Source organism: Streptomyces sp. NPDC023573 (assembly GCF_055559735.1).
In genome coordinates this window covers 625009-647269 of sequence record NZ_JBVHKB010000004.1, presented here as the reverse complement: position 1 = coordinate 647269, position 22261 = coordinate 625009, and the positions used below count along the sequence as shown (strand labels likewise).

Sequence of the window (22261 nt, the reverse complement as noted above, 5' to 3'; positions counted from 1 at the left end):
GGATCCACGGGGACGGAGGCGGTTGTAATGGCTCAGGGCGAGGTGCTCGGTTTCGAGGAGTACGTACGGACCCGGCAGGACGCGCTGCTGCGCAGTGCACGGCGTCTCGTTCCCGATCCCGTGGACGCGCAGGACCTGCTCCAGACCGCCCTGGTGCGCACCTTCGGCCGCTGGGACGGCATCGCGGACAAGTCCCTCGCCGACGCCTATCTGCGCCGCGTCATGATCAATACGCGTACGGAGTGGTGGCGGGCCCGCAAGCTCGACGAGGTCCCCACCGAGCAGCTCCCCGACGCGAGCGTCGACGACGGCGCCGAGCAGCGTGCCGACCGCGCCCTGCTCGTGGACGTCCTCGGGGTGCTGGCTCCGAAGCAGCGCAGCGTCGTCGTGCTGCGACACTGGGAGCAGATGAGCACGGAGGAGACCGCCGCGGCCCTCGGCATGTCCGCCGGCACGGTGAAGAGCACGCTGCACCGCGCTCTGGCGCGTCTGCGCCAGGAGCTGGAGGACCGTGCGGCCCGGAGCCGCGAGGCCGAGGAGACACCGGCGCGGATACCCTCGCAGCGGAACGGGCGTCACGACGAGCGGGGGCGGGAGCGGTGCGCGGCCTGACGGGCTTCAGAGAGGGCAGGAGGCCCGGCCGCGGAAGACTCCGGGGCGGCGGCCTCGCGGCGGGGAGCACGGCAGTGGCCGGGCTCGCCGCCTTCGGGCTGTTGTGCGCCGGCTGTTCGGCCGGCGGCACGGGCACGCGGGACGAGGGCCCGGCGAACACCCAGCAGGTCGCCCGGGCCACCCCGTCGAGGGCGGCGGCGCCCAGCGGGACGGCGAAGCCCTCCCCCCGGGTCAACGCCGTGATGCTCGTCAAGGGCGACCCGAAGGTGAGCCGGCAGCTCAAGGACGACCTGAAGCCCTGCACCGGCGACGAGTACCCGGTCGACACCTCGTACGGCTCGCTCACCGGCGGCCCGGAGAGCGATGTCGTGGTCAACGTGATGACCTGCGGTGACTCGGTGGGGGTCGGGACGTACGTCTACCAGCGGCGGGAGGACGGTTCGTACGGGAACGTCTTCGCCGCCGAGGTGCCCGCGGTGTACAGCACCATCGACCGGGGGGACCTGGTCGTGACGACGCAGGTGTACGGGTCGAAGGACTCGGTCGTGTACCCCTCGGGCGAGGACGTCATCACGTACCACTGGTCCGCGGGCCGGTTCACCGAGACCGACCGGGTGCACAACGATTTCAACCGGGCCGTCGGCAGCGGGGAGGGCGCACTTCCCGCACCGCAGACGGCGCAGAACTGAGAGCCGCCCGCAATGGCCGATACCCATGTCCTCTTCGTCGAGGACGACGACGTCATCCGTGAGGCCACCCAGCTCGCACTGGAGCGGGTCGGCTTCACGGTCACCGCGGTGCCCGACGGCCTGCTGGGCCTGGAGGCCTTCCGGACGGACCGTCCGGACATCGCGCTGCTCGATGTGATGGTGCCGGGTCTCGACGGGGTCAGTCTGTGCCGGCGCATCCGCGACGAGTCGACCGTCCCCGTGATCATGCTGTCGGCGCGCGCCGACGCGATCGACGTGGTGCTCGGCCTGGAGGCGGGGGCCGACGACTACGTCACCAAGCCGTTCGACGGGGCGGTGCTCGTCGCCCGCATCCGCGCCGTGCTGCGGCGCTTCGGCCACGCCGCCGGCACGGGCCGGACACCCGACGGGGCAGGTGGCGGCCAGGACGAGGCGGGCGGAGTGCTGGTCTTCGGTGACGTGGAGATCGACACGGAGGGCATGGAGGTACGCCGAGGGGGCGCACACGTGGGTCTGACGCCGACGGAGATGCGGCTCCTGCTGGAGTTCTCCTCGGCGCCCGGCACCGTGCTCTCCCGGGACCGGCTGCTGGAGCGGGTCTGGGACTACGGCTGGGGCGGGGACACCCGCGTCGTCGACGTCCATGTGCAGCGGCTGCGCACCAAGATCGGCCAGGACCGGATCGAGACGGTCCGCGGCTTCGGCTACAAGCTGCGCGCATGAGGCGGCTGGCGCTGCGGACCGGTGTCCGCTGGAAGATCAGCATCGCGATCGCCGCGGTCGGCGCGCTCATCGCGCTGGCGCTGAGCCTCGTCGTCCACAACGCCGCCCGTGTCTCGATGCTGGAGAACGCGCGCGAGGTGCAGCTGGAGCGGCTGCTGTTCGCCCAGCGGCTGTACGAGGCGACGAACACGAAGAAGCCGTCGCCGAAGTTCGGCGCGAAGATCAACGACCCGTCGCTGCCGGCGAGCCTGCGCAGCCGGATCCGGGACAACCGGCGCGCCACCCATGTCGACGAGTACGACGACGGGGTGCCCGACGTCTGGGCGGCCGTCCCGCTGGCCAACGGTGACGTCCTGTCCCTGCACACCCGCTTCGCCGACCGCAGCGCCACGATCATGGGCGACCTGGACAGGGCCCTGATCATCGGCTCGGTCTCCGTCGTCTTCGGCGGCTGCGCGCTGGGGGTCCTGATCGGCGGCCAGCTGTCCCGGAGGCTACGCAAGGCGGCGGCAGCGGCGGGCAAGGTCGCCCAGGGCAATACGGAGGTGCGCGTGCGGGAGGCGGTCGGCGGGGTCGTACGGGACGAGACCGACGAGCTGGCCCGGGCGGTGGACGCGCTCACGGACGCGCTGAACGAGCGGATCGAGGCGGAGCGCCGGGTGACCGCCGACATCGCGCACGAGCTGCGTACTCCGGTGACCGGGCTGCTCACGGCGGCCGAGCTGCTCCCGCCGGGGCGGCCCACCGAGCTCGTACGGGACCGGGCGCAGGCGATGCGGACCCTGGTCGAGGACGTCCTGGAGGTGGCCACGCTGGACGGTGCGTCGGAGCGTGCCGAGCTCCAGGAGCTGCAGCTCGGCGAATTCGTCAGCCGGCGGGTCCGGCTGCTGGATCCGGAGATCACGGTGCGTGTGGTGCACGAGTCCTGGGTGTCCACGGATCCGCGGCGGCTGGAACGCATCCTGGGCAATCTGCTGGGGAACGCCGCCAAGCACGGGGCGGCCCCGGTCGAGGTCACGGTCGAGGGCCGGGTGGTGCGCGTCCGCGATCACGGGCCCGGGTTCCCCGAGGCGCTGCTGCGGGAGGGGCCGAGCCGGTTCCGTACGGGGAGCAGTGACAGGGCCGGGCGCGGACACGGCCTGGGGCTGACCATCGCCGCGGGGCAGGCGCGGGTGCTGGGGGCGAGGCTGACGTTCCGCAACGCGGGGCCCGGCGGGGGCGGGGACACCGGGGGTGCGGTCGCCGTGCTGTGGCTGCCCGAGCACGCGCCGACGAACACCGGGAGCTTCCCCGTCCTGCGGCAGGCGGAACCGGGCTGACGGGACGGGGGCGGGCCCCGGGAGGGAGGCGTCTCCCCCCGGGGCCCGCCCCTGTCAGGACCGGCTCAGGCGCTCTGCGGCGCCTTGGCCGCCGCGGGCCGGGCGGACGCCGGCCCGTCGCCGTCCGAGGGAGCGTCCGGCTTCACCGTGCCGCGCAGCGGGACCTCCTTGACGAACAGCGCCGCCACCAGGGCCAGGATCGCGACCGAGCCGCCCACCAGGAAGGCGATGTGTGTGCCGGATGCCACCGCGTACTCGTACGCCTCGCGCATCGCGTCGGGCAGCTTCGCCAGGCTCGCCGCGTCCAGCTGCGCGGACTTCTCGGTGGCGCCCCCGCCGCCGCGTGCCGTCATCTCGTCCTGCACGCGGCCGGTGAACAGAGCGCCCATGATCGCGACTCCGAAGGAGCTGCCGAGCGTGCGGAAGAGGGTGGTCGTGGACGAGGCGACGCCCATGTCCCGGAGCTCGACGCTGTTCTGGGCGACGAGCATCGTGATCTGCATCAGGAAGCCCATGCCCGCACCGAGCACCGCCATGTAGATGCCGGACGTCAGGCGCGTGGTCCCGGTGTCCATGCCGGCGAGCAGGAACAGGCCGGCGACCATCAGGGCGCTGCCGACGATCGGGAAGACCTTGTACCTGCCGGTGCTGGTGGTGATCCGGCCCGCGACCAGCGAGACGATCATCATCGCGAGCAGCATGGGCAGGAGCAGCAGTCCGGAGTTGGTCGCGGACGCCCCCTGCACCGACTGCTGGAACAGCGGCAGGAAGAGCACCGCGCCGAACATCACGAAGCCCGCCATGAAGCCGACCACGGACATGAGGGTGAAGTTGCGGTTGCGGAAGATGTGGAGCGGCACGATCGGTTCGGCGGCCTTCGTCTCGACGAAGAGGAAGCCGACGAGTGAGGCGACACCGAGGGCGATGAGCTCCATGATCACGGCCGAGCCCCAGGCGTACTCCGTACCGCCCCAGGTGGTGACCAGCACGATCGCGGTGATGCCGACGGTGAGGAGCGCGGCGCCCAGGTAGTCGACCTTCGCCTTCCGGCGCTCCTTGCGGGGCAGGTGCAGCACGGCGGTGACCATGGCCAGCGCGACGGCGCCGAGCGGAAGGTTGATGTAGAAGCTCCAGCGCCAGCCCAGGTGGTCGGTGATGGTGCCGCCGACCAGCGGCCCGCCGATCATGGCGACCGCCATCACGCCGGCCATCATGCCCTGGTACTTGCCGCGCTCCCGGGGCGGTACGAGATCGCCGATGATGGCCATGACGCCCACCATGAGACCGCCCGCTCCGAGGCCCTGGACGGCCCGGAAGCCGATCAGCTGGCTCATGTCCTGGGACATTCCGCTCAGCACCGAGCCGATCAGGAAGATCACGATGGACGTGAGGAAGACGCCCTTGCGCCCGTACATGTCGCCGAGCTTGCCCCAGATGGGCGTGGAGGCCGCGGTGGCCAGGGTGTAGGCGGTGACCACCCAGGACAGATGCTCCATTCCGCCCAGATCGCCGACGATCGTCGGCATGGCGGTGCCCACGATCAGGTTGTCGAGCATGGCCAGCAGCATCGCGATCATCAGCGCGAGGACCACCACCCGGACACTACGCGGCTGTGGTTCCGCTTTCCCGCTCGCCGTCGCCTTCTCGATCTCTGCCATGCCGTCCGCTCCCCTGATCCCCTGATGCCCGGTCTGCCGCCGAACCGGCACTTACTTGCCGCCCGGCTAGTTGGCTACACTGAGGAAAAGTAGACCCGTAACTAGCCGGGCGTCAAGTAAGTTCTTGGGAGAGTCGCATGAGCAGCACGCCGCAGCCGCGCCGGGGCAACACCCGCCAACGCATTCAGGACGTCGCTCTGAAGCTCTTCGCCGAGCAGGGTTACGAGAAGACCTCGCTCCGCGAGATCGCCGAGCAGTTGCAGGTCACCAAGGCGGCGCTGTACTACCACTTCAAGACCAAGGAAGACATCCTCATCGGCATCTTCGAGGACCTGAACAGGCCCGTCGAGGAGCTCGTCGCCTGGGGCCAGGAGCAGCCGCGCACCCTGGAGACGAAGAAGGAGATCCTGGTCCGCTACAGCGAGGCGCTCAAGGCGGCCGCGCCGCTCTTCGTCTTCATGCAGGAGAACCAGGCGACGGTGCGCGATCTCAGCATCGGCCACACCATGAAGCACCGGATCGTGGCCCTGGTCGACCTGATCAAGGATCCCGACGCCCCGCTCGCCGACCAGGTGCGCTGCTTCACCGCGCTCTTCGCGATGCACGCCGGGATGATGGCCCTCAAAGACGCCGAAGGCGACCCCGACGAGAAGCGCGAGGCCGCTCTCGAGGTCGCCTTCGAACTGGTGACCAAGGCCCATGACCCGGGGCCCGCCGCTTAGCGGCTACGGGGTGCGCGCGTCAGATCTTGACGTGCACGGACTTCAGGTACGAGACCGGGTCCAGCGCGGAACCGTAGTTCGGCGAGGTCCGGATCTCGAAGTGCAGGTGCGGACCGCTGGAGTTACCGGTGTTGCCGGACCTGGCGATCTCGTCGCCCGTCTTCACGCGGTCGCCGACGTTGACCTCGATCTTCGACAGGTGCGCGTACTGCGAGTACTTGCCGTTGGCGTGCTTGATCACGATGGCGTTGCCGTACGCGGGACCGTCGCCGCCGCCGTTCGGGCCGGCCTTGACGACCCGGCCGGTGTGCGCGGCCTCGACCTTGGTGCCGATCGGCACCGCGAAGTCCTGGCCGGAGTGCTTGCTGGCCCAGCGGTCGCCGCCGGTGCCGTAGGTGGCGCTCAGCACGTAGTGGTCGACCGGGGCCTCCCACGAGGCGGCCTTCTTCTTGGCCGCGGCCTTCTTCTTCGCGGCCGCCTTCTTCTCCGCGTCGGCCTTCCCGGCCTTGTCGGCCTTCGCCTTGGCGGCGGCCTTGCTCTGGGCGGTCGCCTGCTGGGCGACGGAGTCGGCAGTGGCCGCGCCGGCGAGGGCCGCGGTGTCCGCGGTACCCGTCGTGCCGGACGCGAACGCCGCGCCCGCGCCGAACACCATCGACGCACCCAGGCCGGCGGCCACGACGGCGCCACTGACGCGAGGCATGGACGGGCGGCGGGAGTGCTGGAACGTAACGCGCTTCGACATGCGGGGAGAACCTCCGGGGTGACTGGACCCGATGCTCGACCGGGCTTGCTCCACCTTGGTAACCCGCGCCCCCCAGAACACTCAAACACCCCATCTACGATCAAAAGCCGTAGCCGAGGGGGCGGGAATTCATCGCGGTCACCGACCCGGAGCAAGTGGACGATCTTCGGGATCTTTTCCGCGAAGCAGGTTTAACCCCAGTTCCAAAGGCGCCCTTACGGGACACGGGCCAGCAATACGGTCATATTCACCCAAACGCCGAAGGGCTCGCTGATGGCGGGCCGAAGGTCCCACGGCCGGCCACCCCGGCTTCTCCGAACCCGCCTAGTAGGCCTCCGAGGGCCTGTGCGCCTTGTCACCGCCGGCGGGCCGGAAGCCTGCCCGTTTCGGGACCTTCGGCCCCCGCCCTGGCTACGCTGTCCGGGCACACGCCCAGCACTCCGGGGGGACAGATGGACGACGACACCACCCATGACCTCGACGGCATCGAGCTCGCCGACGCCGTCGAGTCGATCCGCAACCAGCTCGTCGACGCGGCGGCCCGCGCCACCGGCCGGCCCCTCGCCTTCTCCGTCGGCGACATCCAGATGGAGTTCACGCTCGAACTCCGCAGGGAGCACAAGGCAGGCGGCAAGGTGAAGGCCTGGGTCGTCGAGGCGGGCGCCGACACCTCGCGCTCCACCGGCCGCACGCACAAGGTCGGCTTCACTCTGACCCCGCACAACGCCGTCTCCGGGGAGGCATGGGAGATCGGGGACGAGGAGGCGGGGAGCACCGCGCACTTCGGTGCCAGCGGCACGGCACGGCCGTGAGGGCGCTGCAGCCGGCCGACCGCACGGTCGTCGTCTCCGGCGCCCTCCAGGGCAGCGGGGTGCTGCTCACCGACCGGCTGGTGCTGACCTGCGCCCACGTGGTCAAGAGCGGCAACGGGTGCCACGTCGCCCACCCGGACGTCGCAGGCCCGGTGCCGGCGACCGTGTCCTGGATCGACCACGACCTCGACGCCGCCCTGCTCCAGACCGCGAGCGCGGTCCTTCCGGTGGGACCGGCCCGGCTCGGCCTGGTGGACACGCGGCAGGCCATCGACGCGTGCGAGATCACCGGGTTCCCCCGCGTCCAGCGGTACGGCGCCGAGCGGCACACCGAGGCGGACCAGTACACCGCGACGGTCCTGCCCATGGCGGGGCGGATGCGCAACCTGCTGGTCTGCGACCTCGACGGACCGCCGGCCACCCGCTCCGACCAGGCGCCCTCCGTGCTGGCGGGGCTCTCCGGCGGGCCCGTCTTCGCGGGGGACGTCCTGCTCGGCATCGCCCGCCAGGTCCCCCAGCAGCGGGGCGGCAGGCGGGTCGAGTGCGTACCGCTCGGCCCCGTACTGGCGGCGAAGCCGTTCCGGCTGGTCTACGAACAGAGCGGCCCCCGGCTCCGCCACGAGAAGATCCACGGGCACTTCCCCCGGGACCTCCGGTACGAGGAGGAGTACGCGGCCGCCCTCGGTGCCGCCTACCGGCGTACGAAGGTCTTCGGGCTGGACGAGCTGGGCCGGAACGATTCGGAGTGGGACCTGGACACGGCCTATCTGAGCCTGGAGGCGCAGACATCCGCCGGCGCCTCGTCCCTGTCCCACACCCCGCAGGCCCCCCACGGGCCCCAGCGCGTCGACGCGCTCCTCGCCGGCCGGCACCGGGTCCTGCTCCGGGGCGACGCCGGTGCGGGGAAGACCACGCTCCTGTGGTGGCTGGCCGCCCATGCCTCGGCCCGCACGATGAGCGATGCCCTGGCTCCGCTGAACGGCCTGGTCCCCTTCGTCGTCCCGCTGCGGACGCTCCGCGCCCGGGGCAGAACGTTTCCCGCCCCCGCCCAGCTGCCCGACGCGGCCGGCCTGATGGTCGATTCCGCCCCCGACGGCTGGGCGGGCCGGGTACTGGAGGCGGGCCGGGCACTCCTGCTGGTGGACGGTCTGGACGAGGTGCCGCCGGAGGAACGGGAGGAGGCCCACATCTGGCTGTCGCAGCTCCTGCGGCGCTACCCGGAAACCCGCTGCGTCGCCACCGTCCGCCCGCTGGCCGTCGAACAGGACTGGCTCAGGTCAGAGGGTTTCGAGGAACTGCGACTGCTGCCGATGCGGAACGAGGACATCCTGTCCTTCGTGGCGTCATGGCACCGGGCGGCCCGGCTGGCCGAGGAGGGCGAGGACCGGGAGAGACTGGCCGAGCTGGAACGGGAGCTCTCCCGTCAGTTCGCACAGAACGCGCCCCTCAGGGACCTGGCCCGGACCCCGCTCCTGTGCGCGGTGATCTGCGCCCTGCACCGGCGGCGGGAGGGCTTCCTGCCGGAGACCCGGTGGAAGCTGTACCGCTCGGCCCTGGAGATGCTGCTGGGCCACCGCGACCGCCGCCGCCGGATCGACGGCCCCGAGGGCATCGTCATGGACGTCGACGAACACACTCAGCTCCTCCAGCGCATCGCCGTGTGGCTGGTGCGCGAGGGCCAGTCCGAATTCACCCGCGAACAGGCACTGAGGCAGCTGTCCCGGGCCCTGCCCGGGATGGACCGGGTGAGCGCGCAGGGGCCGGCGACCAGGATCCTGACCCACCTCCTCAACCGCAGCGGCCTCCTCCAGGAGCACACCGACGACACCTACCAGTTCGCGCACCGCACCTTCCAGGACTTCCTCGCCGCGAAGGAACTCGTCGAGGACGACCACCTCAAGGAGCTCCTCGGCCACGCCGGCGAGGAACAGTGGCAGGACGTGATCCTGCTGGCAGCCGGGCACTGCGGGCGCCGGGAGCTCCCGCTCCTGGTCGAGGGGCTGCTGGACGCGGGCCTGGCCCATGAGAAGGGCTCCCAGTCACGCATGGACATCCACGTGCTGGCAGCTCTCTGCGAGCAGCACGCCACGTGGCTCGACAGGGCGGTACGCGAACGTGTCCGGCGGTGTACGGCAGAGCTCTTCCCTCCGACCGACAGCGAACAAGCGAACGTGCTCGCCCGGCTCGGAACCGCAGCACTGCCCTGCCTGCCGGAGCCGGAGAGCCTGGCGCCCGACGATCCGGCGCTGGTTCCGGTGGTGAACCTGATCGGCTACATCGGCGGGAGCGAGGCCGTCCCGTACGCCCGTGCCTGGGCACTCCGGCACCCGGATCTCGGCGTGCATTTCGAATGCAGCTGGCCGAACTACCCGGCCGAGGTCCACGCCAGGGAGGTCTGGCCCACCTCGGCCTCGAACACACGCTGATTTCGATCGGCGACAGGTACCGGCTCGCAGCCAGGCGCCATCTGCCGTCCGCAAGACATCTGTCGATCGAGGCCGAGGCCCCCGATGCGGAGATGCGAGCGGCACTGAGGCAGACGGCACTCGAAGTCGTCGTCCTCAGGAACTCGGTCTTCACGGACCTCTCCTGCCTGAGCAGCTCGGCAGCGGCCTTGTGGCACCTGGTCATCAGCAAGTGCCGAGCTGTCCAGGACCTCACCCCGCTCACGGAACTGACGGCCATGACCCACCTGGACCTGGACGCCGCGTAACCGCCGCCTGAGCGCCTGGCACCGCTCGCGCGCCTCTCCCGGCTCACCGGCCTCGATGTGAGTGACCTCCCCACCAGCCGGTTGAGCGCGGTTCCCGCGCCACCGGCGGTCACCCACCTCTCCGTGGAGAGCCGGCAGCCGCTCGTCCTCGACGTCCTCGACCGATGGCCCCACGTCACGGATCCGCAGGTTTCGGAGCTCGCCGCGTTCGACGACGCCCTGGCCGGGATCGGCGCGCGTCCCCTCTGCGCGGAACCTCGCCGTGCAGGCCCACGAGCTGGGGGACCGACTCCGGATCGACCTCTACTGAGCCCGCGCGCAAAAGGGGCTGCCCCGGACCACACGGTCCGGGGCAGCCCCTGTGACGCTCAGGCGCTACGCGCGCGCCCTACGCCTCCTTCGTCAGGTTCGGGCCGCCGCCCGCTGCCTGCTCGATCGGCGGGACGTCGGGCAGAGCCGACTTCTCCTCACCGCGGAACGAGAACTTCTTCTCGTCCCCTTCGCCCTCGGTGCCCACGACCACGATGTGCCCGGGACGCAGCTCGCCGAAGAGGATCTTCTCGGAGAGGATGTCCTCGATCTCGCGCTGGATCGTCCGGCGCAGCGGCCGGGCGCCCATCACGGGGTCGTAGCCCTTCTTCGCGAGGAGCGACTTGGCCTCGGCACTGAGCTCGATGCCCATGTCGCGGTCCTTCAGACGCTCATCCACCTTGGCGACCATGAGGTCGACGATCCGGATGATGTCCTCCTCCGTGAGCTGGTGGAAGACGACCGTGTCGTCGACACGGTTGAGGAACTCGGGCCGGAAGTGCTGCTTGAGCTCTTCGTTGACCTTGTTCTTCATCCGCTCGTAGTTCGTCTTCACATCACCCTGGGCGGCGAAGCCCAGGTTGAAGCCCTTGGAGATATCCCTGGTCCCGAGGTTGGTCGTCATGATGATGACCGTGTTCTTGAAGTCCACGACCCGGCCCTGGGAGTCGGTCAGGCGACCGTCCTCCAGAATCTGGAGCAGGGAATTGAAGATATCGGGGTGGGCCTTCTCGACCTCGTCGAAGAGGACGACGGAGAACGGCTTGCGGCGCACCTTCTCGGTGAGCTGGCCGCCCTCCTCGTAGCCCACGTAACCGGGGGGCGAACCGAAGAGGCGGGAAACCGTGTGCTTCTCGCTGAACTCCGACATGTCGAGAGCGATCAGCGCGTCCTCGTCGCCGAAGAGGAATTCCGCGAGCGTCTTGGAGAGCTCCGTCTTACCGACACCGGACGGGCCGGCGAAGATGAACGAGCCACCGGGGCGCTTCGGGTCCTTCAGGCCTGCTCGCGTACGGCGGATCGCCTGCGAGAGGGCCTTGATGGCGTCCTTCTGGCCGATGACGCGCTTGTGGAGCTCGTCCTCCATGCGCAGCAGACGCGAGGACTCCTCCTCGGTCATCTTGAAGACCGGGATGCCGGTGGAGGCTGCCAGGACCTCGGCGATCAGCTCGCCGTCGACCTCGGCGACGACGTCCATGTCGCCGGCCTTCCACTCCTTCTCCCGCTTGGCCTTCGCCGCAAGCAGCTGCTTCTCCTTGTCACGGAGGGACGCCGCCTTCTCGAAGTCCTGGGAGTCGATCGCCGACTCCTTGTCGCGGCGGACACCCGCGATCTTCTCGTCGAACTCGCGGAGGTCCGGCGGCGCGGTCATCCGGCGGATGCGCATCCTGGACCCGGCCTCGTCGATCAGGTCGATCGCCTTGTCCGGCAGGAAGCGGTCGGAGACGTACCGGTCGGCCAGGGTCGCGGCCTGGACCAGTGCCTCGTCCGTGATGGAGACCCTGTGGTGGGCCTCGTAACGGTCGCGCAGACCCTTGAGGATCTCGATGGTGTGCGGCAGCGTCGGCTCAGCGACCTGGATGGGCTGGAAGCGGCGCTCGAGCGCGGCGTCCTTCTCCAGGTGCTTGCGGTACTCGTCGAGCGTCGTGGCACCGATGGTCTGGAGCTCGCCTCGCGCCAGCATGGGCTTGAGGATGCTCGCCGCGTCGATCGCGCCCTCGGCGGCGCCCGCACCCACCAGGGTGTGGAGCTCGTCGATGAACAGGATGATGTCGCCGCGGGTGCGGATCTCCTTGAGGACCTTCTTCAGGCGCTCCTCGAAGTCACCGCGGTAGCGGGAGCCCGCGACGAGCGCACCGAGGTCGAGGGTGTAGAGGTGCTTGTCCTTGAGGGTCTCGGGCACCTCGCCCTTGACGATGGCCTGGGCCAGGCCCTCGACGACCGCCGTCTTGCCGACGCCGGGCTCGCCGATGAGAACCGGGTTGTTCTTCGTACGGCGGGACAGCACCTGCATGACCCGCTCGATCTCCTTCTCGCGCCCGATGACCGGGTCGAGCTTGGACTCACGAGCGGCCTGGGTGAGATTCCGGCCGAACTGGTCGAGCACCAGGGACGTGGAGGGCGTGCCCTCCGCGGGGCCGCCCGCAGTGGCCGCCTCCTTGCCTCCCGAGTACCCGGAGAGCAGCTGGATGACCTGCTGCCGCACCCGGTTCAGGTCGGCGCCCAGCTTCACGAGGACCTGGGCTGCGACGCCCTCGCCCTCGCGGATCAGGCCGAGCAGGATGTGCTCGGTGCCGATGTAGTTGTGGCCGAGCTGAAGGGCCTCACGGAGCGACAGCTCCAGGACCTTCTTGGCCCGGGGAGTGAAGGGGATGTGCCCGGACGGGGCCTGCTGGCCCTGACCGATGATCTCCTCCACCTGCTGGCGGACCGCCTCGAGCGAAATCCCGAGGCTCTCCAGGGCCTTAGCGGCGACACCCTCACCCTCGTGGATCAGGCCCAGGAGGATGTGCTCGGTGCCGATGTAGTTGTGGTTGAGCATCCGGGCTTCTTCCTGAGCCAGGACGACAACCCGCCGCGCGCGGTCGGTGAACCTCTCGAACATCGTTAATCGCTCCTCAGAGCGGTCAGGCAGTAAGGGGTCGGTCCCCTCCCTGTCCTTCCGCAGCTTAGTCCCGCAAGCGGGGACCGCTCATTTCAACTGCCGACACCCGGCCCTGCTTCCCGGGGGAGCTCCCGCCCCGAACGCCGACAACTGCTCCAACCCGATGGTGCGAGACGATGTTCCCGCAGGCCAGGCAGATAGCCCTTTCGCCAGTACGCCGATGGCGAACGTGAGACGTTTTTGCCCGCGTGTCGCCCCTTCCCACTAGGGATGTCTTACCCGCACTCACCGACAGTCCATGCGGCGCACCCCCGTTTACTCCGCTACGGGCGAACAACTTCGCGCCGCCGGGAGCTTCCGTACGCCCCCGCGGCATACACGCAGGGCAGTCGATCAAGGACAGCGCGTAACCCCGGGGCCGGTTCGGCGGTTCATCGGACATGGCCTTCCTCGTCCCGCCTCCCCGCTCGTCGCCGGAATCCGGCGCCCGTGCCCAGTGGTACGCCCGTGAACTCGGCTGGGACACGACGGGCACACGGCCGGTCCGGCTGCTGACGGGCCTGCGCTTCGACGTCCTGGAGCTGCCCGCCCCGGCGGGACACGCGGTGCTGCGCCGGGTCGGACGCACGGGACCGGTGGCGCTGGCGGGGCGGCGGATGCGGCTGCTGGTGGCCGCGGGCAGCGCCGACGAGCTGCCGGGCTTGCTGGACTGGCTGGAGTGGGGCGGGATCGCCCTCGACCTGTCCGCCGTCGGCACGGGCGGGCACATCACGGCCCCGGTGCCGCCCGGCGGGGCGGTGGGCTCGCCGGGGACCGCGGTCTGGCTGCGGCCCCCCGGATCGCGCCAGGAGGTGGAACGCTCACTCCCGGCCCTCGGCGGCCTCGGGAGCAGCGGTGGGGATGCTCCCGATCTCGTACGACTCGTGGACGCGGCGGCGGCTGAATGCCACCGGGCCACACTCGCTCATGCCCGGACACACCTGCGGACCCATCGGCCGACAGGTCAGCCGTTCGCCTTCTCGTAAGCCTCGCGGATCTCGGCGGGAACGCGGCCGCGGTCATTCACGTTGTGGCCGTTCTCGCGCGCCCACCTACGGATCTCGGCCGTGTCCTTGTTGCCACCGGTAACGGCGCGGCCCTTGCCACGGCCGGTCGCGGCACGGCCGCCGGTGCGGCGCCCGCTCTTGGTGTACGGCTCAAGAAGACCACGGAGCTTGTCCGCGTTGGTCGTGGTGAGGTCGATCTCGTACGTCTTGCCATCCAGAGCGAACGTCACGGTCTCGTCCGCCTCGCCACCGTCGAGGTCATCAACAAGAAGGACCTGAACCTTCTGCGCCACCGGATTTCCTTTCATCGAAAATGGAGTACGCGGAAAGGAAACCGCTTTTCTCCGGAAAACACAAACCCCTGGGAGAGCTTCAGGAGCGCAAGAGCGCGGGAAACATGCGCGATTCGGACATAGGGTTCCGGCATCTTCCGCCGTTCACAGGTGCAGAAGCATGCGGCTGTTGCCCAAGGTGTTCGGCTTCACTCGTTCGAGACCCAGGAACTCGGCGACACCCTCGTCATAGGAACGCAGCAGCTCGCTGTAGACATCTCCGTCGACCGGCGTCTCTCCGATCTCGGTGAAGCCGTGCGCGGCGAAGAAGTCGACTTCGAACGTGAGACAGAAAACCCGGCGGACACCGAGCCAGCGCGCGGTCTGCAAGAGCTTGTCCAGGACCTGGTGCCCCACTCCGGCGCCCTTGATGGCGTGGTCGACGGCGAGAGTGCGCACTTCGGCCAGGTCTTCCCACATCACGTGGAGCGCGCCGCAGCCGATGACGCGGGCGTCCTCGTCGCGTTCGGCGACCCAGAACTCCTGGATGTCCTCGTAAAGCGTCACCGTCGCTTTGTCGAGCAGGATGCCTTCGGAGACGTAGCCGTCGAGCAGTCCGCGGACGGACGCCACATCGCTGGTCCTGGCTCGGCGGACGGTGATGGCCGGCCTATTTACCGACGGGCCGGTATGAACATCTGCGCGAGATCCCGTTTCCGGCCCGCCGTGATCTCCGGTTTGCGCCTCGGGGGGGTGCTCGGTTTGCGACTGCTCTGGGGACATCCCCCGACGCTATCGCCCGCTCTCCGGCGGCGCCTCATCGGCCGGGGCCCCGTCTTCGGGCCCGCTCCCGGCCGGTTCGGGGAAGGTGGGCGCCACGACGCGCATCGCATCGCGGAGAGCTTCGCGCTGCTCCGCGGACATCATCCCGAAGAACGCGACCAGTGCGGCCGCGGGGTTGTCGCTCTGCGACCATGCTTCGTTCATCAGTGCGGCAGAGTATGCGGCGCGGGTGGAGACGGCCGTATATCGATATGCCCGGCCATCCACTTCCCGGCGTACCCAGCCCTTCTGATGGAGATTGTCCATTACCGTCATGACGGTCGTGTACGCGATGGACCGTTCCTGTTGAAGGTCCTCGAGAACTTCCCGCACGGTGACCGGGCGGTTCCATTGCCAGACCCGTGTCATCACGGTGTCTTCCAGCTCTCCCAATTGGCGAGGCACAGCGTCACCTTAGTGCTAGATGTCTGGAATGGGATATTTCAGGGACGAAAAAAGGGCGCCACGGCTCCGGGGAGCCGTGCGCCCTTCATGCTCGGGCCCGGGTCAGGCGCCCCCGGGCCTCGGAGCCTGCCGGGCCGTTTCGGCGCGGGCGAGCGCCGCGTCCACCGCGGCGTCCTCCTTGGCCTTGTTCGGGCCGCCCTGGCTCTTGATGATCGTCCTGACGAGGCCGATGAAGAAGACGGCCATCACCACGGGGGGAACGAGCGCGGATACGTAGTCCATGCCCTCCAGGGTAGCGAGCCCGGCATTCCGGCCACTCCCGGGCACCCCTCAGGCGCGTCGGCGCCTCAGGACACGGCGCGCTCCTCGGCCGGCGGAGCGGGGGCGGGCCGGCGGCGGGGCGGGAAGACCTCGGACGGCTTCGGCATGGGCCGCTCGCCCGGCGCCGGAGGACGGGCCGGCTCGGCCGGCCGCGACGGGTTCCGGGGCCGCTCGGGCTCCTTGGCCGCCGACAGACCGCCGGGCAGGGCGAGCAGCCGGCCGCGCGGCGCGGGCGTCGTCATGGGCACCGCGCGACCGGCGAGGCGCGCCCGCACGGAGCGCTCGGCCAGCATCTGGCAGCGCTCCAGCAGGGCCGCCGCGACCGGACCGGCGCGCAGGGCGCGCAAGGCCGCGAGATCGTCCGGGCGGGGGTCGTAGCCGGCCGCGAGGGCGTCCTGGAGAAGCTCCAGATAGCCACTGAGCGAGCCGGGGAGGGCGTCGCGGTAGCGGGCGAGATCGGCGAGGAGGAAGGCGCGCAGCCGGCCCGCCTCGCTCACCACCTCGTCCACCGCGCCCGCGAGGCGCAGGCAGTCCTGGACATCCTCTTCCGGCAGGGGCGTGGGGTGGAGGGCGTTGGCGAGAGCACGTCGGAGCACCCGGAGCTCGTCCGCGCTGAACGCCATGCCGCCGCGTGATCCGTAGGGCGTGGGCATGAAGCGACAATACGTGCTAAATGGACAAAATCCGCTTAACTAACCGCTCGGCGGCGCGGCGCCGTACTCCGCGCCGCCGAGTCGTTCCCGCAGGTGACCGCGGGCGCGCCCTACATCCGGGCGATGTTCCGCTCGTACACGAGGCGCAGTCCGATCAGGGTCAGCCAGGGCTCGTGCTCGTCGATGACGGAGGACTCGCCCAACACCATCGGAGCAAGGCCGCCGGTCGCGATGACGGTGACCTCGTCGGGGTCGGCCGCCAGCTCCTTCTTCATGCGCTCGACCACGCCGTCGATCTGACCCGCGAATCCGTAGACGATGCCGGACTGCATGGCCTCGACGGTGTTCTTGCCGATCACGCTGCGGGGCCGCGCCAGCTCGATCTTGCGGAGCTGTGCGCCCTTCACCCCGAGCGCCTCCACGGAGATCTCGATGCCCGGCGCGATCACCCCGCCCGTGTACTCACCGCGCGCGGAGACCGCGTCGAAGGTCGTGGCCGTGCCGAGGTCGACGACGATGGCCGGGCCGCCGTAGAGCTCGACCGCGGCGACCGCGTTGATGATGCGGTCCGCGCCGACCTCCTTCGGGTTGTCGGTGAGCACGGGGACGCCGGTCTTCACGCCCGGCTCCACGAGGACCGCGGGGACATCGCCGTAATAGCGGCGGGTGACCTCGCGGAGCTCGTGCAGGACGGCGGGGACGGTCGAGCAGATCGCGATGCCCTCGATGCCGTCGCCGAGCTCGACACCGAGCAGCGGGTGCATGCCCATCAGCCCCTGGAGCAGGACGGCGAGCTCGTCGGCGGTGCGGCGGGCGTCGGTGGAGATCCGCCAGTGCTCGACGATCTCCTCGCCGTCGAACAGGCCGAGGACGGTGTGGGAGTTGCCCACGTCGATGGTGAGCAGCATCAGGCGCCGGCCCCGTCGGTCGCCGCCACGTCGCGGAAGTCAAGGCCGATGTCGAGGATCGGCGAGGAGTGCGTGAGTGCGCCGACCGCCAGGTAGTCGACGCCGGCCTCGGCGTAGGCGCGGGCGGAGTCGAGGGTCAGCCGGCCCGAGGACTCCAGCACCGCACGGCCTCCGACGAGCGCGACCGCCTCGGCGGTCGCCGCCGGGGTGAAGTTGTCCAGCAGGATCAGGTCGGCGCCCGCTCCGAGGACCTCGCGGACCTGCTCCAGGGTGTCCACCTCGACCTCGATCGCGAGCTCCGGGTACGCCTTCCTGACCCGCTGGAACGCCTCGGCGACGCCGCCCGCCGCGATAACGTGGTTGTCCTTGACCAGCGCCGCGTCCACGAGCGACATGCGGTGGTTGACCCCGCCGCCGCAGCGCACGGCGTACTTCTCCAGGGCGCGCAGCCCCGGGGTGGTCTTGCGGGTGTCGCGTACCTGCGCCTTCGTGCCGTCGAGCACGTCCGCCCAGGCGCGGGTCGCCGTCGCGATGCCGGAGAGCCTGCACAGCAGGTTGAGCGCGCTGCGCTCGCCGGTGAGCAGGTCACGGGTGCGCGTGGTCACCGTGAGCAGCTTCTGGCCCGGCGCGACGCGGTCGCCGTCCTCGACGTGGCGCACGACCTCGAACTCGTCGGTGCAGACGATGGAGAGGACGGCTTCGGCGACACGCAGACCCGCGACGACGCCGGCCTCACGCGCGGTGAAGTCGCCGGTGGCGACGGAGTCCTCCGGGACGGTCGCCACGGTGGTGACGTCCTCACCTCCGTCGAGGTCCTCCTCGATCGCGACGTGGGCGATGTCCTCGACCTGCACAGGATCCAGTCCGGCCTCGGCCAGCAGCTGGGCCAGGGCGGGGTCGAGGCCGCACTCGAGGCCGTCGGGGTCGTAGCCGTCACCGCAGCCGCAGCCGTCGCCGCAGCCACCACCGGAGTCGGCGGGTGCGCCGATGTGGATCAGCGGTACGTCCACAGGTGTGGGGCGCGGATTCTCTTCGGGCGTGCTCACGGTTACGGCTCCTCGGGGGCGTCGGCGGGGCGGTTCGGGAGGCCTGCGGGCAGAGCGGAGTCTGCCGGGTCTCCGGGGCGTACGGGCGGGAACGCGGAAGTGTCCGTCGTGCGGACGACGGGTCGCAGGCGCGGGTCGACGCGGACGGTCAGATGGCGGCGCCAGACGTCGTCGTCGCGCTCGGGGTGGTCCTCGCGCCAGTGGCAGCCGCGGGTCTCCTCACGCTCCCGCGCGGCGGCGACCAGCACCTGAGAGACCAGGAGGAGGTTCGTGGCCTCCCACGCCTCCACCCCGGGTACGGCGTCCTTCGCACCGTCCTCGTCGGCGGCGGTCGCGGCGTGCCGGAGCGCCTCCAGCTCCCCGGCCGCGGTGGCGAGGCTGCCGGCGGAGCGGATCACCCCGGCACCCCTGGTCATGATCCGCTGGATCGCGGTCCGCGACTCGGCGGTGAGCAGCGGGACGGTGCGGGGCGCGGCGGGCGGCTTCGCGGGGGTGCGCCGGGAGGCGGCGGCCCCGGAATCGGTGCCGGCCACGATGTCGGCCGCGATGCGCTCGGCGAACACCAGGCCCTCCAGCAGCGAGTTGGAGGCCAGCCGGTTCGCGCCGTGCACCCCGGTGCAGGCGACCTCTCCGCAGGCGTACAGCCCGGGCACCGTCGTACGGCCCCGGAGGTCGGTGCGGACGCCGCCGGAGGCGTAGTGCGCCGCGGGGGCCACCGGGATCGGCCGGGTTATGGGGTCGATGCCGTGCGCACGGCAGGCGGCGAGGATCGTCGGAAAGCGCTTCTCCCACATCTCGGCGCCGAAGTGACGGGCGTCGAGGTACATGTTCTCGGTGCCCTGGAGGTGCATCTGCCGGGTGATGGCCTTGGCGACGATGTCGCGGGGGGCCAGCTCGGCCAGCTCGTGCTGCCCGAGCATGAAGCGGGTGCCGGAGGCGTCGACGAGATGGGCGCCCTCACCCCGTACCGCTTCGGACACGAGCGGCTGCTGGCCCTCGGAGTCGGCTCCGAGAAACAGGACGGTCGGATGGAATTGAACGAATTCGAGGTCGGAGACCTCGGCGCCCGCACGCAGCGCGAGGGCCACCCCGTCGCCGGTGGAGACCGGCGGGTTGGTGGTGGCGGAGAAGACCTGGCCCATGCCACCGGTGGCGAGCACCACGGCCGGGGCGTGCACCGCGCCCACGCCGTCGTGCTGGCCCTCGCCCATGACGTGCAGGGTGACACCCTCCGTACGGCCTTCGGCGTCCGTGACCAGGTCCAGGACCAGGGCGTTCTCGATGATGCGCAGGGCGGCCGAGCGGACCGCCTCGACCAGGGCGCGGGAGATCTCCGCGCCCGTCGCGTCGCCTCCCGCGTGCGCGATACGGCGGCGGTGGTGGCCGCCCTCACGGGTCAGGGCGATCGCGCCGGTGTCGGTGGTGTCGAAGTGCGCGCCGGTCTCGATCAGCCGGCGTACGGCGTCGGGGCCCTCGGTGACCAGGGCGCGCACCGCCGTCTCGTCGCAGAGGCCGGCTCCGGCGACCAGGGTGTCGTCGAGGTGCTGCTCGGGAGTGTCGCCCTCGCCGAGCGCGGCGGCGATGCCGCCCTGCGCCCAGCGGGTGGAGCCGTCGTCGAGGCGGGCCTTGGTGACGACCACGGTCGCGAGGCCGGCGGCGGCGCAGCGCAGCGCGGTGGTGAGACCGGCCACGCCGGAGCCGACCACGACGACGTCCGCGTCGATGGCCCAGCCGGGGGCGGGGGCGGTCAGCCGTATTCCGGTCACGTGAGGGCTCCGAGGGTCAGCGGGATGTTGTCGATGAGGCGGGTGGCTCCCACGCGCGCCGCGACGACGAGGACCGTCTCGCCGCTGACCCGGTCGTCGGGCACCTCGGTGAAGTCCGCCGGGTCCACGAGCGCCACGTAGTCCAGGGCGAGCGGCACCGCTTCCTCCGCCGCCTCGTCCAGGACGGTCCGGGCGGCGGCCAGCACCGCGGCGGGTGCGACGGTCGGCCGGGCCAGTGCCACGGCCTGGGTGTCGGCGGCCGCACGGACCTCGCCCAGCTCGTTCAGGGCGGCGGCGCGGCCCTCGTGCTCCGGGACCGTCCGCGCCCGGGCGTGCAGCGTCTGCTGGGCGACCAGCCGGTCGCGGGCGGCGAACAGGGCCCTGGGCAGGGCCAGCGCGGTCCTCCGCTCCTCGGCGGAGAGGAAGCGGTTGCGGCTGGAGAGCGCCAGACCGTCGGGGTCGCGGACGGTCGGCACCGCGACGATGTCCGTGCCGAAGTTGAGGTCGCGCACCATGCGGCGGACCAGCGCCAGCTGCTGGGCGTCCTTCTGCCCGAAGAACGCCGCGTCCGGCCGGGTGAGGTGCAGGAGCTTGGCGACGACGGTGAGCATGCCGTCGAAGTGACCGGGACGGGCGGCGCCCTCCAGCCGCTCCCCCATGGGGCCGGCGACGATCCTGACCTGCGGCTCACCCCCGGGGTAGACCTCGTCGACGGAGGGGGCGAAGACCGCGTCGGCGCCCGCCCGGGAGGCGACGGCGAGGTCGGCGTCCAGGGTGCGGGGATAGCGGTCGAGGTCGGCGGCCTCGCCGAACTGGAGCGGGTTGACGAAGACGGTGACCACGACCTGGCCGTCGGGTCCTGCGGCGGCCCGCGCGGCGCGGATCAGCGTGGCGTGGCCGTCGTGCAGCGCGCCCATCGTCATCACGACGGCGCGGCGGGCTCCGGCGGGCCGGCCGAGAGCCTCCAGCTCGGCGGCGGAGCGCAGCAGGGTGGCGGGTGCGGTGTTCATCGCTTCTCCCCCGGCCCGGACGCGTCCGGCCCGTGTGTTCCGTTCGCGGCGTTGCTGTCCGACAGGACGCCGAGGAGGTCCTCCGCGAACTCGGGCTTGAGCAGGCCGTGGTCGAGGGCGCGGTCGGCCGTGGCGCGCGCCATGGCGAGATATCCGGCCACCGTCTGCGGCGCGTGGGCGCGCAGCTCGCGGATGTGCGCGGACACCGTCCCCGCGTCGCCCCGGGCGACGGGGCCGGTCAGTGCCGCGTCACCGGAGCGCAGGGCGTTGTCGAGCGCGGCCCCGAGCAGAGGGCCGAGCATCCGGTCGGGCGCGCCCACCCCGGCCTGGCGGAGCAGGTCCATGGACTGCGCGACGAGGGTGACCAGGTGGTTCGCGCCGAGGGCGAGCGCCGCGTGGTAGAGCGGCCGGGACTCCTCGGCGATCCACTCGGGCTCACCGCCCATCTCGATGACGAGCGCCTCCGCGGCGAGCCTGAGCTCCTCGGGAGCGGTCACCCCGAAGGAGCAGCCCGCCAGCCGCTGTACGTCGACGGAGCTGCCGGTGAAGGTCATCGCCGGATGCAGCGCGAGCGGGAGGGCGCCGGCCCGCAGCGCGGGGTCGAGCACCTTCGTGCCGTACCGGCCGGAGGTGTGGACGAGCAGCTGGCCCGGTCGTACGGCGCCGGTCTCGGCGAGGCCTTCGACCAGGCCGGGCAGGGCGTCGTCGGGGACGGTCAGCAGCACGAGCTCGGCGCGGGCGAGGACCTCGGCGGGGGTGACCAGGGGGACGTCGGGGAGCAGTGCGGCGGCCCGGCGCACGGATGCGTCGGAGACGCCCGACACTGCGACCGGGCGGTGCCCGGCGAGCTGCAGCGAGGCGGCGAGGGCGGGGCCGACCCGTCCCGCGCCGACCACGCCGACGGTGAGACGGGCGGGGCGGTCCCTCGCGTCGAGGGCTTCCTTGGAAACTGATGCGTTCACGCGGCGATGGCCTTCCGTTCCAGTCCGCGGGGGGTACCGGACGATTCCTCTGCATGCTACGCCAGCGTTTCGTCATGCACCCCGGCCGTCCACAGCCTGTGGATAACTTCTGGCGGAGAGAGGACCCGGAATGGGCGCCGTCCGCG

Annotated in this window: 22 protein-coding genes; 9 read left to right on the top strand and 13 right to left on the bottom strand. The window is 71.0% G+C overall.

Features of this window, described 5'->3' with window-relative positions; genetic code table 11:
* The first annotated feature begins 27 nt into the window (after positions 1-27).
* From ACZ32T_RS16945 to cseC, 4 genes are all read left to right on the top strand, one after another.
* Positions 28-612 (top strand): SigE family RNA polymerase sigma factor, encoded by a 585-nt coding sequence (locus ACZ32T_RS16945; protein WP_467269802.1) that lies wholly within the window; start codon positions 28-30, stop codon positions 610-612.
* A 74-nt stretch (positions 613-686) separates the two neighbouring features.
* Entirely contained in the window at positions 687-1301 is a 615-nt protein-coding gene (locus ACZ32T_RS16940; protein ID WP_467269800.1) for a hypothetical protein, read from the top strand.
* Positions 1302-1313: 12 nt separating this feature from the next.
* Positions 1314-2024 carry a two-component system response regulator CseB gene (gene cseB / locus ACZ32T_RS16935; protein ID WP_467269798.1) on the top strand — a complete coding sequence of 237 codons (711 nt, stop codon included), beginning with the start codon at positions 1314-1316 and terminating at the stop codon, positions 2022-2024.
* Entirely contained in the window at positions 2021-3343 is a 1323-nt protein-coding gene (gene cseC / locus ACZ32T_RS16930) for a two-component system sensor histidine kinase CseC (RefSeq protein WP_467367566.1), read from the top strand. Before cseB ends, cseC begins: the two co-directional genes overlap by 4 nt.
* Before the next feature lie 65 nt (positions 3344-3408).
* Here the strand turns inward: cseC and ACZ32T_RS16925 are convergent, their stop codons facing one another.
* The gene (locus ACZ32T_RS16925; protein ID WP_467367564.1) at positions 3409-5001 is read right to left on the bottom strand and encodes an MDR family MFS transporter; all 1593 of its coding nucleotides are present in this window, start codon (positions 4999-5001) and stop codon (positions 3409-3411) included.
* A gap of 137 nt (positions 5002-5138) precedes the next feature.
* Between ACZ32T_RS16925 and ACZ32T_RS16920 the strand changes: the two genes are divergently transcribed.
* Positions 5139-5723, top strand: coding sequence for a TetR/AcrR family transcriptional regulator (locus ACZ32T_RS16920; RefSeq protein WP_467269794.1), 585 nt, complete (start codon positions 5139-5141; stop codon positions 5721-5723).
* A gap of 19 nt (positions 5724-5742) precedes the next feature.
* On the opposite strand, the gene ACZ32T_RS16915 is transcribed toward ACZ32T_RS16920, so the two are convergent.
* Positions 5743-6465 carry a M23 family metallopeptidase gene (locus ACZ32T_RS16915; RefSeq protein WP_467367562.1) on the bottom strand — a complete coding sequence of 241 codons (723 nt, stop codon included), beginning with the start codon at positions 6463-6465 and terminating at the stop codon, positions 5743-5745.
* 452 nt (positions 6466-6917) lie between these two features.
* On the opposite strand from ACZ32T_RS16915, the gene ACZ32T_RS16910 reads away from it, so the two are divergent.
* The 3 genes from ACZ32T_RS16910 to ACZ32T_RS16900 all read left to right on the top strand — a co-directional run bounded on the left by ACZ32T_RS16910 (position 6918) and on the right by ACZ32T_RS16900 (position 9990).
* On the top strand, positions 6918-7277 hold the full coding sequence (locus tag ACZ32T_RS16910) for a trypco2 family protein (protein WP_467367560.1): 360 nt from the start codon (positions 6918-6920) through the stop codon (positions 7275-7277).
* A complete protein-coding gene (locus ACZ32T_RS16905; protein ID WP_467367558.1) occupies positions 7274-9703 on the top strand; it encodes an NACHT domain-containing protein in 2430 nt (809 codons plus the stop codon). Before ACZ32T_RS16910 ends, ACZ32T_RS16905 begins: the two co-directional genes overlap by 4 nt.
* Positions 9704-9795: 92 nt before the next feature.
* Complete coding sequence (locus tag ACZ32T_RS16900) at positions 9796-9990, top strand: hypothetical protein (RefSeq protein ID WP_467367556.1); 195 nt, start codon at positions 9796-9798, stop codon at positions 9988-9990.
* A 388-nt stretch (positions 9991-10378) separates the two neighbouring features.
* Here the strand turns inward: ACZ32T_RS16900 and ACZ32T_RS16895 are convergent, their stop codons facing one another.
* The gene (locus tag ACZ32T_RS16895; protein WP_467269786.1) at positions 10379-12904 is read right to left on the bottom strand and encodes an ATP-dependent Clp protease ATP-binding subunit; all 2526 of its coding nucleotides are present in this window, start codon (positions 12902-12904) and stop codon (positions 10379-10381) included.
* A gap of 440 nt (positions 12905-13344) precedes the next feature.
* Between ACZ32T_RS16895 and ACZ32T_RS16890 the strand changes: the two genes are divergently transcribed.
* A complete protein-coding gene (locus ACZ32T_RS16890; protein ID WP_467269784.1) occupies positions 13345-13929 on the top strand; it encodes an SCO3374 family protein in 585 nt (194 codons plus the stop codon).
* On the opposite strand, the gene ACZ32T_RS16885 is transcribed toward ACZ32T_RS16890, so the two are convergent.
* From ACZ32T_RS16885 to ACZ32T_RS16840, 10 genes are all read right to left on the bottom strand, one after another.
* Complete coding sequence (locus ACZ32T_RS16885) at positions 13908-14243, bottom strand: histone-like nucleoid-structuring protein Lsr2 (RefSeq protein WP_073750230.1); 336 nt, start codon at positions 14241-14243, stop codon at positions 13908-13910. The two genes, ACZ32T_RS16890 and ACZ32T_RS16885, sit on opposite strands and share 22 nt — an antisense overlap.
* A gap of 144 nt (positions 14244-14387) precedes the next feature.
* A complete protein-coding gene (locus tag ACZ32T_RS16880) occupies positions 14388-14885 on the bottom strand; it encodes an amino-acid N-acetyltransferase (protein ID WP_104791746.1) in 498 nt (165 codons plus the stop codon).
* 129 nt (positions 14886-15014) lie between these two features.
* Positions 15015-15449: a BlaI/MecI/CopY family transcriptional regulator gene (locus ACZ32T_RS16875; protein WP_467269781.1), complete on the bottom strand. Its 435-nt coding sequence runs from the start codon at positions 15447-15449 to the stop codon at positions 15015-15017.
* Positions 15450-15551: 102 nt separating this feature from the next.
* Complete coding sequence (locus tag ACZ32T_RS16870; RefSeq protein ID WP_356713786.1) at positions 15552-15731, bottom strand: hypothetical protein; 180 nt, start codon at positions 15729-15731, stop codon at positions 15552-15554.
* Positions 15732-15796: 65 nt separating this feature from the next.
* A complete protein-coding gene (locus ACZ32T_RS16865) occupies positions 15797-16393 on the bottom strand; it encodes a hypothetical protein (RefSeq protein ID WP_467269832.1) in 597 nt (198 codons plus the stop codon).
* Between the two features lie 140 nt (positions 16394-16533).
* Entirely contained in the window at positions 16534-17331 is a 798-nt protein-coding gene (locus ACZ32T_RS16860) for a type III pantothenate kinase (protein WP_031091045.1), read from the bottom strand.
* On the bottom strand, positions 17331-18377 hold the full coding sequence (gene nadC / locus ACZ32T_RS16855) for a carboxylating nicotinate-nucleotide diphosphorylase (RefSeq protein WP_467367554.1): 1047 nt from the start codon (positions 18375-18377) through the stop codon (positions 17331-17333). Before nadC ends, ACZ32T_RS16860 begins: the two co-directional genes overlap by 1 nt.
* Positions 18378-18379: 2 nt before the next feature.
* Positions 18380-20143 carry an L-aspartate oxidase gene (locus ACZ32T_RS16850; protein ID WP_467367551.1) on the bottom strand — a complete coding sequence of 588 codons (1764 nt, stop codon included), beginning with the start codon at positions 20141-20143 and terminating at the stop codon, positions 18380-18382.
* Positions 20140-21153, bottom strand: a complete 1014-nt coding sequence (panC, locus tag ACZ32T_RS16845; protein WP_467367549.1) for a pantoate--beta-alanine ligase — start codon at positions 21151-21153, stop codon at positions 20140-20142. Before panC ends, ACZ32T_RS16850 begins: the two co-directional genes overlap by 4 nt.
* Complete coding sequence (locus ACZ32T_RS16840; RefSeq protein WP_467269774.1) at positions 21150-22115, bottom strand: Rossmann-like and DUF2520 domain-containing protein; 966 nt, start codon at positions 22113-22115, stop codon at positions 21150-21152. Before ACZ32T_RS16840 ends, panC begins: the two co-directional genes overlap by 4 nt.
* Positions 22116-22261 lie beyond the last annotated feature (146 nt).